At 32.6% G+C, this 13,285-nt stretch carries 15 protein-coding genes; 13 read left to right on the forward strand and 2 right to left on the reverse strand.

What is annotated here, in order from left to right; all coding sequences use genetic code 11:
- Positions 1 to 371 (reverse strand): hypothetical protein (locus tag A9G11_RS05825; protein WP_065618562.1); only part of this gene is annotated, 371 nt, incomplete at its 3' end.
- A gap of 38 nt (positions 372 to 409) precedes the next feature.
- The gene (locus A9G11_RS05830) at positions 410 to 1,477 is read right to left on the reverse strand and encodes a class I SAM-dependent methyltransferase (RefSeq protein WP_065618616.1); all 1,068 of its coding nucleotides are present in this window, start codon (positions 1,475 to 1,477) and stop codon (positions 410 to 412) included.
- A 167-nt stretch (positions 1,478 to 1,644) separates the two neighbouring features.
- Between A9G11_RS05830 and A9G11_RS05835 the strand changes: the two genes are divergently transcribed.
- Genes A9G11_RS05835 through A9G11_RS05895 form a run of 13 tightly spaced genes read left to right on the forward strand, consistent with a single transcriptional unit; the run spans position 1,645 to position 13,283 of the window.
- A complete protein-coding gene (locus tag A9G11_RS05835) occupies positions 1,645 to 2,364 on the forward strand; it encodes a beta-ketoacyl synthase chain length factor (protein WP_065618563.1) in 720 nt (239 codons plus the stop codon).
- Positions 2,364 to 3,134, forward strand: a complete 771-nt coding sequence (locus A9G11_RS05840; RefSeq protein WP_218056064.1) for a lysophospholipid acyltransferase family protein — start codon at positions 2,364 to 2,366, stop codon at positions 3,132 to 3,134. Before A9G11_RS05835 ends, A9G11_RS05840 begins: the two co-directional genes overlap by 1 nt.
- 22 nt (positions 3,135 to 3,156) lie before the next feature.
- Positions 3,157 to 3,411: a phosphopantetheine-binding protein gene (locus tag A9G11_RS05845; protein WP_065618565.1), complete on the forward strand. Its 255-nt coding sequence runs from the start codon at positions 3,157 to 3,159 to the stop codon at positions 3,409 to 3,411.
- Positions 3,412 to 3,424: 13 nt separating this feature from the next.
- Positions 3,425 to 3,673: an acyl carrier protein gene (locus A9G11_RS05850; protein WP_065618566.1), complete on the forward strand. Its 249-nt coding sequence runs from the start codon at positions 3,425 to 3,427 to the stop codon at positions 3,671 to 3,673.
- Positions 3,674 to 3,678: 5 nt separating this feature from the next.
- Entirely contained in the window at positions 3,679 to 4,242 is a 564-nt protein-coding gene (locus A9G11_RS05855) for a hypothetical protein (RefSeq protein WP_065618567.1), read from the forward strand.
- Positions 4,212 to 5,945, forward strand: a complete 1,734-nt coding sequence (locus A9G11_RS05860; protein WP_065618568.1) for an ApeI family dehydratase — start codon at positions 4,212 to 4,214, stop codon at positions 5,943 to 5,945. Before A9G11_RS05855 ends, A9G11_RS05860 begins: the two co-directional genes overlap by 31 nt.
- The gene (locus A9G11_RS05865) at positions 5,936 to 7,696 is read left to right on the forward strand and encodes a glycosyltransferase family 2 protein (RefSeq protein WP_065618569.1); all 1,761 of its coding nucleotides are present in this window, start codon (positions 5,936 to 5,938) and stop codon (positions 7,694 to 7,696) included. The genes A9G11_RS05860 and A9G11_RS05865 overlap by 10 nt, the downstream gene beginning before the upstream one ends.
- Positions 7,680 to 8,108: an acyl-CoA thioesterase gene (locus A9G11_RS05870; protein WP_141674356.1), complete on the forward strand. Its 429-nt coding sequence runs from the start codon at positions 7,680 to 7,682 to the stop codon at positions 8,106 to 8,108. The genes A9G11_RS05865 and A9G11_RS05870 overlap by 17 nt, the downstream gene beginning before the upstream one ends.
- Positions 8,105 to 8,710 (forward strand): LolA family protein, encoded by a 606-nt coding sequence (locus A9G11_RS05875; protein ID WP_065618570.1) that lies wholly within the window; start codon positions 8,105 to 8,107, stop codon positions 8,708 to 8,710. Before A9G11_RS05870 ends, A9G11_RS05875 begins: the two co-directional genes overlap by 4 nt.
- Positions 8,688 to 11,003 (forward strand): MMPL family transporter, encoded by a 2,316-nt coding sequence (locus A9G11_RS05880; protein ID WP_065618571.1) that lies wholly within the window; start codon positions 8,688 to 8,690, stop codon positions 11,001 to 11,003. The genes A9G11_RS05875 and A9G11_RS05880 overlap by 23 nt, the downstream gene beginning before the upstream one ends.
- A gap of 49 nt (positions 11,004 to 11,052) precedes the next feature.
- Positions 11,053 to 11,625, forward strand: coding sequence for a DUF3261 domain-containing protein (locus A9G11_RS05885; RefSeq protein ID WP_065618572.1), 573 nt, complete (start codon positions 11,053 to 11,055; stop codon positions 11,623 to 11,625).
- Positions 11,626 to 12,807, forward strand: coding sequence for a beta-ketoacyl-[acyl-carrier-protein] synthase family protein (locus tag A9G11_RS05890; RefSeq protein WP_065618573.1), 1,182 nt, complete (start codon positions 11,626 to 11,628; stop codon positions 12,805 to 12,807). It begins immediately after the preceding gene.
- Positions 12,807 to 13,283 (forward strand): ApeP family dehydratase, encoded by a 477-nt coding sequence (locus A9G11_RS05895; RefSeq protein WP_065618574.1) that lies wholly within the window; start codon positions 12,807 to 12,809, stop codon positions 13,281 to 13,283. The genes A9G11_RS05890 and A9G11_RS05895 overlap by 1 nt, the downstream gene beginning before the upstream one ends.
- Positions 13,284 to 13,285 lie beyond the last annotated feature (2 nt).

Consider the following 13,285-nt stretch of genomic DNA (forward strand, 5'->3'; position numbering starts at 1 on the left):
ATTTTAGTATCTAAATTATTTATCCAGCGATTATAGTTACGATGTACATTTCCATGACTATTTTTTAAGTTATTACTTACAGAAACATAATTAATTGAATATCCTGTTGCTGAATAAGGAATATTCACGACAACTTCATAGTTACGATTAAATAAATGACCACGAATAGTATTTTTATCGATTGGCTCCATTTTCCATGTGCCAAAATTGGATTGTTCTTTAGTCGTAGTTGCCAAAATCGCTTTTCTTACTTGTTCTTTAGTAACACCTTCAACAGGGGTATGAATATTTTGTGGTGATTGATATTTACTTGAACATCCAAATAAAAATGTAACAAATACCATGGTTAATATAATTTTTAGAAACTTCATTGTATTTCTCCTTAACTTATTGTTATTACTCTTATAACTTAACGTTTTTTACATATTAACAGGGTATGTCCAAAACCTAAGTTATCGATATCCTGTTCAACATGGAAACCTGCTTTACTTAAACACTTGTAGAACACTTTAGAATGATAAAAACGACTATTACCGTTTGCTAAACAAGTAAAATATAATGAAGAAGCATTTAAACATAATGCCCCTGCTTCAAAAGTCTGTCTATCCCAAAAAAGATCCATAATGCAAACATAGGCATTGTCTTTCATACTAGAGTGAATTAACTTCAAAATATGAATGATCTGATCTTCACTAAAACAATCTAAAAATTGACTCATCCACCAGACATCAGCTTCATTTGGCAAGGTTTGTGCTTTTAATAGATCTACTGCAAAACCATTAATACGCTTGTCAAAACCTGCTTGCTTAATATTTTTTTCAGCAACAGCTAATTGTTCGGGTAAATCAAGTAATGTAATTTTTAATTGCGGATTTTGTTCAGCACAAAATAATGCCCATAAACCTGTATTGCCTCCCACATCATAAATATGTTTAGGATCTAGTTTATTTACATGAGGAAAAGCGACGGGAAAAGAGTGATTAGAATAAAAGTGATCAAATTCGAACCAACTTTTTTTGGCTTGTTCGGGTAATAAATTTAACGCAGGATAAATTGTCTCCCAATCACCAAACACTTTTAATCCAGCTGGTGAACCTGCTTCAAGCGCATCTTGCAAATAAAACATGCTTTGATAGCAGATATCTTGGGTAAAATTTAAATTAACTTGCGTCATCTTATCATGTAATAAGTAGTGGCCTATTTTGCCCAAAATATAATGATCTTCTTTTTGATAAATAACCCGCATACTCAATCCTACATCTAGCAAAAGTTGGATTGCATAATTGGATAATGACACTTCTTTAGTTATCTCATCAAAATTCATCCCTTGCATGCCTGCACGATCTAAACAGGCTAAAAGACCATTGTTTCTCATACAGACAACTGCTTGAAAGAAAATTGGTGCGAATGCGATTTTTTGAGCTTCGGTAATAGCTTCTAAAGCAGAATGGACATTTTTATCATAACCATACTTAATATTTTCCTGAGTAGCCAATTTAATTCCTTTTCATATAGTTTTAATGTATGTATAGCATGATATCTAACATTTTATTTGGAGATCATGTAACTAACGATATAATATAATTGTTCATCGTTTGTTAAATTATTGTATAAATAATATAGTTAATTGAAAATATAATCAAAATGAATTTTTCTTTTTCCATTGAAAACTGGTATGCATTATCTTCCGGATTATCAAATAAAACTGATTGGCAATTATGGTCAAAACAACCAAATCATAACTGGGATTTACCCTTACCCAAATCTAAAAAAATACCCATGATGCAAGCAAGAAGAATGAGTGAGCCTTCTCGTTTAGCCGTTGAAGTAGGTTTAGAACTTATTGAAAATGAAAATATCGATTTAGCCATTTTTACCAGCCGGCATGGAGAGTTAGAAAGAACTTATCGCATATTATCTACACTCAATCAAAATACAGAAATTTCACCAACCGATTTTGCTTTATCAGTACATAATACGGCTTCTGGATTATTAACGATAATTGCAAAACGAACCATACCAATAACCTCACTTTCCGCGAGTGTTGATAGTTTTCAACAAGGTTTACTTGAAGCATTAACAATATTACATAAAGAGAATAAAAGAGTTTTATTGCTCGATTTTGATGGAAAAATTCCTGATATATATCAAACAAAAATCAAACAAGTTATACCAGCCTATGCTATCGGTTACATATTGACCAAAGGAGATCAGATCTCTTGTCAAAGTATAGATAAGAAATTTATGACTTATCAAACAGATCTTCCCCAATCGCTAGCTTTTTTATATGCATATTTAAATAAACAACCACAATTTACACTACAAGGTAGTTTTCAAGATTGGCAATGGAAAATAAAGGCATAATGAAAAAAATTGCTAATAAATTCAATCAGTGGTGGCGGTTACTGGCTACTGCTTTTGGATTTATGTTATTTGGATTTTATGGGTTAGTCATATTGTCAATATTATGGTTTAGTTTATTAAGATTATTCATTTGGAATGAGGAAAAAAGGATTATCATTGCACAACAAAGTATTAGTTTAAGTTTTAAAATTTTTCTATGGATTGTAAAATCATTAGGTATAATCGATTATCAATTTAATGGGCTGGAAAAACTTAAACAAGATAACAATTGTCTGATAGTTGCTAATCATCCATCTTTATTAGACGTTGTACTTTTAGTTTCTGTGATGCCGCGTTGTGACTGTTTAGTTAAAGGCGCTTTATTAAAAAATATTTTTATTAGTCGTATTATTAAAACAGCAGGTTACATCTTAAATGCCGAAGTTAATAAAATTTTGCCTCATTGCCAAAATATATTATCAAATGGTGGACGAATATTAATATTTCCGGAAGGAACAAGAACTGTACCTTCTCAGCCTATAAAATTACAAAGAGGAGCGGCTAATATTGCTTTACGCTGTCAAGCTGATATTCGTATCGTTCACATAACGTGTAGCTCAACTTGGCTAATAAAAGGCCAAAAATGGTATAAAATCCCAGTCAAAAAAATGGTTTTTAACATTACAGTGGGAGAGAAAATTACCATTCAAGATTTTTTATATGACAATATAACTGTTGCAGCAAGAAGATTAACCAGACATTTAACTTCTGCGTTAACCAAAACAATTTAAATAATTCAGGAAAGGAAATTTAATGGAAAAATTGCATAACGAAATTAAAGTACTTATTATTGATGTACTTAATTTAGAAGATATCACGCCTAACGAAATTGAAACTGATGCACCATTATTTGGTGACGGTCTTGGTTTAGATTCAATAGACGCTCTAGAACTTGGTCTTGCGATAAAAAACCAATATGGTATTGTTTTATCAGCTGAAAGTGACGAAACCAAAAAAGCATTTTACTCAGTCAAAACATTAGCTAATTTTATCTCTTCGCAACAATAAGGAGTCCTATAGCATGGATAAGCAACAAATTTTTGAACAAATCCAATCTGCACTTGTCCAACTTTTTGAATTATCAGCAGAAGATATTAAACCTGAATCCAACCTTTTTGAAGAGTTAGATCTTGATAGTATTGACGCAGTGGATTTGGTTGTACATTTACAAAAGAAAATAGGTAAAAAAGTCGATCCTGAAACATTCAAATCAGTAAGAACTGTACAAGATGTTGTTGATGCTGTAGATAAATTAGTGAATGTAAAATAATAAGCATGGATAAAATCAGAGTGATAATAAAATGTGTGACTAACAGTTTATTAGTCTGTTATCCGTTTATTATCTTTTTATCTCTGCAATATCAATGTATAAATCTGGCAATTTTATGTTTACTGGTCTTTTTCACATTACGGTTACTTGTATTGCCTAATATATTTGCATATATGCGCTGGCTAGCTAAAATCACTGCTTGCTTTGGTTTATTATTAGCATTAATCAGTTGGTTATTTGCAAAATATCAGCTATTACTCTATTATCCTGTCGCTGTAAATTTAGTCTTTTTTATAGTCTTTTGTCACTCTTTGACACAACCCGAAACGATAATTGAAAAGTTTGCGAAAATTCGCCACCCAGATTTATCATTAAAAGCAATACAATATACCCGAAAAGTCACATTATGCTGGTGTATATTTTTTATATTAAATGGAAGTATAGCCCTATTAACCTGCCTTTTGAATAATATATCATGGTGGACACTTTATAATGGACTGATTAGCTATATTCTCATTGCTATATTAATGGGGGGAGAATGGCTAATTCGACAAAAAGTCCAAGATTAACTTTTTTATCTAAACTGCTGTCACGACCTGAACATGAGATAATTGCAATTAGAAACCACCAACCATTATCAGTTGGCGATCTCAAACAACAAGTTGTACAAATCAGTCGGTCACTGCTTGAGTACCCAGAAAAATATTGGGCAATATTTATGCTGGACAGTTTTAATTTTGTAGCAGGATTACTAGCCCTACTTTATTTGGGTAAACATCCCCGCTTACTCAATCCCTTTCATCAAGAAATGCAACACTATTATGAAGTCATATTGACTGATAATAGTGCAATAAATGTCAATCAATTTTTGCACAAACGAATTATGCATATTGATTCACCAAGCACATACAACTTAAATAATGATCATCATTTTTTAGACATTGGCTTTAAACAACAAATCTTGACTCTATTTACCTCAGGTTCAACTGGATTACCTAAACCAGTTGAAAAATCCGTTTCCCAATTAGAACAAGAAAGTTTAATACTCCTTTCTCATTGGGGGGGACTATCTAACGAGTTATTTATCGCCTCGGTATCTCATGAACATATGTATGGTTTGACCTTTAAAATAATGTTAGCATTAAGTTGTCACATACCATTTGTTTGTGAAAACATCCTTTACCAAGAACAAATTACAGCCTATCAGCATAAAAAACTCATTTACATCACGACTCCTTCAATTATCAAAAATTTAGATAATAAGTTACCTGCTATTGAATGTGATAAAGTGATCTCTTCAGGTGGAAAATTGAGTTATCACGAAGCACAATTTTGCTTACAAAACTTCAAAGTATTACCAGATGAAATATATGGCTCAAGTGAAACCGGTATTATAGCGATTCGACAACAAAAACAACCTAATACACCATGGCAATTATTTTCTTCGATGAAGATTAAAATTGAACCCATGAAAACGCCATTATTATTCTCACCAATATTAGAAAAACCCGAACCATTGCATGACAAAATCGAATTAACAGATAGCCAATCTTTTCATTTAGCGGGACGTGTCGATAAAATTATTAAAATATCGGAAAAACGAATCTCATTGACCTATATTGAGAATAAATTCAATCAACTCAATGAGATTGAACAGGCCATAGTTATACCTTTAGAACAAAAAAACAGAACCATTCTTGCGGTAATTATTAAATTGTCACTATCAGGACAACATCTACTATTAAGGTATGATTCGTTCAAATTATCACAATATTTTCGACAATTATTAAAAGATACATTATTATTAAGCGAAATGCCTAAAAAATGGCGTTTCATAGATGATCTTCCTAAAAATGCTCAAGGTAAATGTACCTATATTGAATTAAAAAAATTATTTGATGTTACAAAGATGAGTAAAAAATTTCCTGAAGAAATAAATCTGGATATCAAACAACATCAGGCAGATATTGAACTTAATATTCCAGCAGATCTATTTTGGTTCAATGGCCATTTTGCCACACAACCATTATTACCGGGTGTTGCCCAACTTAATTGGGTCATTTACTATGTCCAAAAATATTTCAATACTAAATTATCCCTATCTTCAATTGACGTGATAAAATTTCAATCACCTATACTTCCAAAAGATCGTTTAATGCTGCATCTAGATTGGAATAATCACACTCAAAAATTATCCTTTTCTTATACTCTTATCTCACCCGATAATATCAATAAAGTTGCCAGCTCAGGAAAACTTACATTATGTCAGTAATTACCTCAGAGTCGAAATCGTCACCCGCAAACTACAGTTTTATTATTCCTTGTTACAATCATAGCGAGGGATTACCTGACGTACTTAAAAATATAGCGGCCTATCAATTTACCTGTTTTTTAATTGATGACGGTAGTGACATTCAATCAGCACAAAAACTCCAACAAATTGCAAAGCAATATCCATGGGTAACATTGATACGTTTAGCAACAAACCAAGGTAAAGGTGCTGCCGTAATGACTGGGATAAAATATGCCTATCAACAAGGTTATTCTCATGCAATTCAGATCGATGCTGATGGTCAACACAATTGCCAAGATATTACTAAACTGATAAACCAGTCTAAGTTAACACCAAATGCGTTAATATCAGGTTGTCCAGTTTATGACAAATCTATCCCCAAACACCGACTAATAGCCAGATATATCACTCATTTTTGGGTCTGGATAGAAACACTCTCTTTTTCAATTAAAGATAGTATGTGTGGTTTTCGTATTTATCCACTCCAACAAACATATCATTTAATTAGTCAAAGCAAAATTGGTAAACGAATGGATTTTGATATCGATATAATGGTGCGATTATATTGGCAAGGTTCCCCGGTTATTTTTGTACCGACAAAGGTCATCTACCCAGAAGGTGGCGTATCACATTTTAAAGCATTAAAAGATAATCTACTTATTTCTTGGATGCATACAAAACTCTTTTTTGGCATGTTACCGCGATCAATTTCATTAATAAAACGGAATCTAAATAAAAATAACCAGCAAACCCACTGGTCTCAAACCAAAGAAAGAAAAGGATTATTTGGTATTAAATTTATTCTACTGCTTTATCGTTTATTTGGTCGAAAAGTTGCACAATTTATTATGTTTCCTGTTATTAGTTATTTCTGGTTGACCGGTAAAAAACAACGTCAAGCATCGAAAGATTATTTAAACAGAATTAAACAACATTATAACCGCATTCCTTTGGTAGATAAAAAGCACCTTACTACATTTCAACATTTTCAACGTTTTGGAGAATCAATGCTCGACAAACTTGCTAGTTGGCAAGGTGACATAAAAATCGAAGATCTTTATTATCCAAATAAGCAAGAGTGCTTAAAAGTTATCTCTGAAAAGCAAGGTGTTATTTTACTTTGTTCACACCTTGGTGATATTGAAATGTGCCGAGCAATTGCACAATTATCCCATAAAGTAACAATTAATGCCTTAGTATTTACTCATCATGCCGCCCGTTTTAATCAAGTTTTAAAGGAAGTTAATCCAGACTCTGCCATTAATTTAATTCAGGTTGACACGTTAGGTGCGGATACAGCAATTTTATTAAAACAAAAACTTGATGCCGGTGAATGGATTGCCATTGTAGGGGATAGAACATCAAGCAATACACATCAGAGAATGCAAGAAAACGCTGTTATTTGGGCTGATTTTTTAGGTAAACCAGCCCCTTTCCCCAAAGGGCCTTTTATCTTATCAGCAACATTAAAATGTCCAATCTATTTAGTTTGGGGATTAAAACCTAATGGACGTTTTCAATTCTATTTTGAACATTTTTCCGATAGACTAACTTTAACCAGAACAAATCGCCAAAGTGAACTTGAATCAATAGTACAAAACTATGCCAAGCGATTAGAGCATTATTGCCTTATCTCGCCTCTCGATTGGTTTAATTTTTTTGATTTTTGGCAATTTAGTCAACCTAAACCCAATCACATAATGATAAGTAACGATGAAAATGAAAAGTAATGTTAACTGCCATGTAACAATTGAATATACAACATCATTTCATGATACTGATGCAATGGGGGTTGTATGGCATGGCAATTATTTAAAATTTTTTGAAAAAGCGAGAGAAGCTTTATTCCAAAAATATAATTATGGTTATAAACAGATGATGGAATCTGGTTTTCTTTGGCCGGTGGTCGATGCTCGTATAAAATATACTGCTTCAACAGTAGCTGAACAAACGTTACAAATCACGGCTGAATTAGAAGAATATGAACATCGTATAAAAATCAATTACAAGATAGTCGATGCAAAAACCGGAAAAAAAACAACTTCCGGATATACCATTCAAGTTGCAATATCCGCTACCACTCAGGAAATGAGTTTTGTCACTCCTCATATATTATTAGAACGATTTGGATTATCAGAATGAAGAAATATATAATAGTTTTTATTAGCTTTTTGGGACTATTTTTTGCCACTTTCAGTCAAGCTATCACCCTTGAAGAACTTCAACAGCAATTTAGTAAAAATGAGATTGTGCGATCGGATTTTACCCAAGACCGTTATATTAATGGTTTACCCAATTCCTTACATTCGACAGGTAAAATGATTCTATCGCAAAAACTGGGATTATGGTGGCAACAATCAACACCATTTGTAATGACGTTAAAAATGAATCAACAACGAATGGAACAATCGATTGAAGATCAAAAACCACAGATCATTACTGCTGAAAATCAACCTCAATTATTCCAATTTAACCATTTGCTGACAGCCATATTTACTGCTGATAAAAAGATGTTAGAGGATAATTTCGATATAACACTTACCCAACAAAATAGACAATGGACTTTACTATTACAACCTAAGTTAGCACCATTAAATAAAATTTTTAAACAAATAACATTAAATGGCGAAACCTACCTGCAAAAAATTATTATTGACGATATGCAAAATGATAAAACGGATATTTCATTTTCTAATCATCAAACAACACCATTAAAGAAAAATGAACAATCGTTATTTAAATAAGATAGTAAAACTTAAAATTGCAGCCATATTATGGCTAATTATGGTTATTTGTTTACTATTAACAGTTTGTTATCTTATCCCTAATAGCAAACTTAATAGTAGTGTATTATCTTTATTACCAAAAGAACAAACCAATAACGTTCCAGCTGAACTTATTAATGGCTTTCAAGATAGGCTCGACAAACAGCTAATTTGGCTAATTAAACCAGTTGATGCCAATAATACTGAACCGGTAATGTGGTGGTTAAAAAATTTACAACAACAATCATTTATTTATCAAGTTAATGGGTTATTTGATGCTAATTTTCAACAAGAATGGGCAACATTTGCCTATCAGTATCGTTATCAACTAATAGATGAAAAAACGCTTGAACGCCTTAAAACCCATCAACACTTCGCTTGGATCCAAAGCCAATTATATTCACCATTTGCTGGTGTAAGTGCTAGTGAAATAACGCATGATCCGTTATTACTCACGCGCGCATCACAATTAAACCAGTTAGCAAATACTAGTAACCTAATGGTTAAAAATAACTGGTTAATGAGCAAAGATGAGCAAGGTGAAGTCTGGTATATGATTTATGCTCAACTCAATGGTTCTTCATTTAATATGAATCAATCACACTATATTGTGACGCAATTAAATCAACTCACTGATGAATTAAAAAAGAATTGGCCTGAAACAATCATATTGAAGCGAGGTGTTTTATTTTATAGTGATTATGCAAGTAAACAAGCGCAGGAAGATATTTCAACAATCGGTAGTTTATCGATTATAGGGATAGTGATATTAATCATAACTATCTTTCGTTCGGTTAAACCTATTCTACTCTCGTTATTATCAATTTTTATAGGCATTATTTGTGGTTTAATTGCAGTACTCACTTTATTTGGCGAAATCCATGTCATCACTTTAGTTATGAGTACTAGCATCATTGGTATAACAATTGATTATTCATTACATTACCTGACTGAAAGATTACTACATGGTAACCAAGAATCACCTTATCAAAGTCTGAAAAAATTGATATCAACATTAACGATTGCCTTGAGTACCAGTTTTATTGCTTATTTGATTTTATTAATTGCCCCATTCCCGGGATTAAAACAACTCGCAATATTTGCAATGTTTGGTTTAATTGGTGCATTTCTGACAGTAATTTGTTGGTATCCATTTCTTGTCAAGAAATTACCAGTAAGAGAAAATATTGCACAAGGCTTATTAACCTATTGGCTTAATCTTTGGCAGAAGAAAACTATGCAATTTTTCATGATAGCATCTGTTTTAGTATTTATAAGTTATGGTTTAAATAAACTTACAATAGACGATGATATTGGAAAATTGCAAGCTTTACCTACAGAGTTACAGCAAGAAGAACAAAAAATAATTAATATTACACATCAATCATCAGATCAAAAATGGTTTATCATATTTGGTCAATCACCAGAACAAACTTTACAAAGGCTAGAAGATTTTTTACCTAAATTAGAACAAGCTAAACTAAATGGCGTCTTTGAACAATATCAATCAATTAATTTACCTTCGATAAAAAAACAGCAACAAAATATTGCTACAATTGAACAATACGCGCCAGAAATCATCTCCTCACTCAAAAAAATTAACTTAGAGGCTCAATTACCTTATTTCAGTCAAGATAAAACTACCTTTATTACTCCAGAATTATGGGAACAAAGTGCAATTAGTCGCGGACGAAATTTACTTTGGCTGTCATTAGCAAATGGTAAAAGTGCTACACTAATACCAATAACGGGTATTCATCAATTAGATCAAATTCAAAAGTTATCTCAAATAGACAAAGGTATTTATTGGTTAGATCGTCGTTCAGAATTTAATACCATGTTTACAAATTACAGAGTTCATTTATCACGATTAATAACTGTTGCCGTATTAATTATTTGTCTTTGCTTTATACTCTATAACCGTAAACATGGCTTTAAAACAGCATTGAAAAGTACATTACCGACACTTTTATCGATTGGTGTTGCATTATCTGTACATGGCATTACTCATCAACCTCTCAACTTATTCTCAATGTTAGCTCTTATCCTTGTTATTGGAATCGGTATCGACTATAGTCTATTTTTAAGCAATTATAAAAGCCAAACCCAAAGTGCTTTATTAGCGGTAACTATGGCTGCATTAACCACACTATTATCCTTTGGGCTACTTATAGTAAGTCATACCAGTGCTATCATGGGATTTGGTTTAGTACTAACGAGTGGAATTTTCGCTGCGTTCTTATTTGCACCATTAGCGGTACAAAATAAATAATGTTTAAAAAGTAAAATGAAAAAGTACTCAAAAAATTAGGTGATTCAGGATGAAAAAATATTTAACTTTTACCATACTACTGTTAGCAATGCTAGTTACTGCCTGTACAAGCAAACCCAAAGCTGAAGCTTGGCTTACTAAAGAAACCAAAGTTAACCTGCCGATACCTAATTTAAATCAAAATTACCATGATCAACAATTATTGAAATTTAAATATAAAAACCAAGAAAATTCCCTTATTACTTTAGTTGATGTGAACCAAAACCAGCTCAAAGTTATTGGTCTTTCCGTACTCGGAATTCGATTATTTGAAATTGAATATAATGGTGAAATCATTAAAACTAAACAAAATATATTTATCAAAGAACTCCCTGCTCCACAGCAAGTTCTATCCGATATCATGTTAAGTATTTTACCAATACAGCAATGGCAAGCAGTATTACCAGAAGGTTGGCAACTATTTGATAAGCAACTGCACAGAAAATTAATCAATGATAAGCAAGAAACCGTGATTGATATAACCTATCAGGAAAGTCCTACAAATAAAATAAGAAAACCTATTCATATACAACACTATATTTTTGGGTATCAAATTGCAATACAAAGTATGGAAGCTAAATAAATGATATATATTGCTGCACTTGGTGCCATTAATGCGTTGGGTAATACCATAACTGAAATTCAGCAAAATTTAATGAAAAAATATCGGGCTAGGCACTGTTTAGTTAAGCAAGCAGGTTGGTTGTTAAATGGCGAACAAACTTGGTTAGGCAAAGTTGATGACAATTTACCCCCAATTCCTCAACATTTATCCCAATATTCGACACGGAATAATCAACTGCTATATGCTGCTTATCTACAAATCCAGCAAGAGATAGAAAAAGTCATTGCACAGTATGGTCGCGACAGAATAGCCATTATTATGGGTACAAGTACTTCGGGTATTGATGAAGGCGATCTTGCGGTAAAGCATTATCAACAAACTCATGCCCTCCCACCTAACTACACCTATAATCAGCAAGAGTTAGGTGATCCCTCTAGTTTTTTAACCGCTTTACTGAAATTACACGGCCCTAGTTATACAATTTCAACAGCTTGTACATCAAGTGCCAAAGCTATTATAAGTGGTAAAAAATTGATTGAATCAGGATTGGTTGACGCAGCAATTGTTGGCGGTGCTGACAGTTTGAGCAGAATGCCTATTAATGGATTTAATGCGCTTGAAGCGATTTCCTCCAATCCATGTATGCCATTTGCTGAAAAGCGTAATGGTATAAATATCGGGGAAGCAAGTGCTTTATTCCTGTTAACCAAACAAGAAACAGATAACATCGCTATTTTAGGTACAGGCGAATCATCAGATGCTTATCATATTTCCTCACCTCATCCAGAAGGTTTAGGTGCGCAAAAAGCGATGCAAATGGCTCTTGAAGATGCCAAGTTACATTCGAACCAAATTGGTTATATCAACTTACATGGAACAGCAACAGTATTAAATGATATAGCAGAAAGCAAAGCGGTTTACCGATTATTTAATCAACAACCAGTACCTTGTAGTTCAACCAAACATCTTACTGGTCATACCTTAGGCAGCGCAGCTGCGACCGAACTTGCAATTAGTTACTTGCTACTTAATCAAAAAATATATTTGCCTCAACAAGATTTTTCGATATCACCATTTGATAAAAATCTCGATAAAATTAATATAGTTACACAAGACATGGTGCTTGAAACGCCTATAGTAATGTCAAATTCTTTTGCATTTGGTGGTAACAATGCATCACTTATTATTGGAAAAGTATAATGCAATATTATCCGGCGATTGATTATTTACCACATGAAACACCAATGGTAATGATAGAAAAAGTTCATCTAATCGATGAAGAACGTTGTATTTGTAGTGTGCAAGTCAACAATGGTGGAATTTTAGCCCCATTTTTAGACAAAGATAATTCATTACCCAATTTTTACACCATTGAGTTAATGGCTCAAACTATTGGAGTTTGGAATGGTTATCATGGAATGGCTAAGAATGAAAAACCACTACTAGGAATGCTATTAGGAGGAAGATCAATTAAAACAACATTGACTTCTTTTCCTCTCTATAGCGAGTTAATCATACAAGTAAATTTAGTTCTTTGTGATGCCAAACTAGCTAATTTTGATTGCCAAATCACCATAGACCAACAATGTGTAGCATCAGGCAAACTTAATGTTTATGAACCTGATCATTTAGAGTTGGAACAGTTATTTGGTGATAGATGCTTAGGAGTAAAATAATA

The organism is Gilliamella sp. wkB108 (assembly GCF_001690195.1).
Lineage (GTDB): Bacteria > Pseudomonadota > Gammaproteobacteria > Enterobacterales > Orbaceae > Gilliamella > Gilliamella apicola_L.

What these genes read in the sequence shown, in the direction of transcription:
- A9G11_RS05835 (WP_065618563.1), top strand. Translation starts at nt 1,645, where the DNA reads ATGAATTTTTCTTTTTCCATTGAAAACTGGTATGCATTATCTTCCGGA.
- A9G11_RS05890 (WP_065618573.1), top strand. Translation starts at nt 11,626, where the DNA reads ATGATATATATTGCTGCACTTGGTGCCATTAATGCGTTGGGTAATACC.
- A9G11_RS05845 (WP_065618565.1), top strand. Translation starts at nt 3,157, where the DNA reads ATGGAAAAATTGCATAACGAAATTAAAGTACTTATTATTGATGTACTT.
- A9G11_RS05860 (WP_065618568.1), top strand. Translation starts at nt 4,212, where the DNA reads ATGGCTAATTCGACAAAAAGTCCAAGATTAACTTTTTTATCTAAACTG.
- A9G11_RS05865 (WP_065618569.1), top strand. Translation starts at nt 5,936, where the DNA reads ATGTCAGTAATTACCTCAGAGTCGAAATCGTCACCCGCAAACTACAGT.
- A9G11_RS05870 (WP_141674356.1), top strand. Translation starts at nt 7,680, where the DNA reads ATGAAAATGAAAAGTAATGTTAACTGCCATGTAACAATTGAATATACA.
- A9G11_RS05855 (WP_065618567.1), top strand. Translation starts at nt 3,679, where the DNA reads ATGGATAAAATCAGAGTGATAATAAAATGTGTGACTAACAGTTTATTA.
- A9G11_RS05880 (WP_065618571.1), top strand. Translation starts at nt 8,688, where the DNA reads ATGAACAATCGTTATTTAAATAAGATAGTAAAACTTAAAATTGCAGCC.
- A9G11_RS05885 (WP_065618572.1), top strand. Translation starts at nt 11,053, where the DNA reads ATGAAAAAATATTTAACTTTTACCATACTACTGTTAGCAATGCTAGTT.
- A9G11_RS05850 (WP_065618566.1), top strand. Translation starts at nt 3,425, where the DNA reads ATGGATAAGCAACAAATTTTTGAACAAATCCAATCTGCACTTGTCCAA.
- A9G11_RS05895 (WP_065618574.1), top strand. Translation starts at nt 12,807, where the DNA reads ATGCAATATTATCCGGCGATTGATTATTTACCACATGAAACACCAATG.
- A9G11_RS05875 (WP_065618570.1), top strand. Translation starts at nt 8,105, where the DNA reads ATGAAGAAATATATAATAGTTTTTATTAGCTTTTTGGGACTATTTTTT.
- A9G11_RS05840 (WP_218056064.1), top strand. Translation starts at nt 2,364, where the DNA reads ATGAAAAAAATTGCTAATAAATTCAATCAGTGGTGGCGGTTACTGGCT.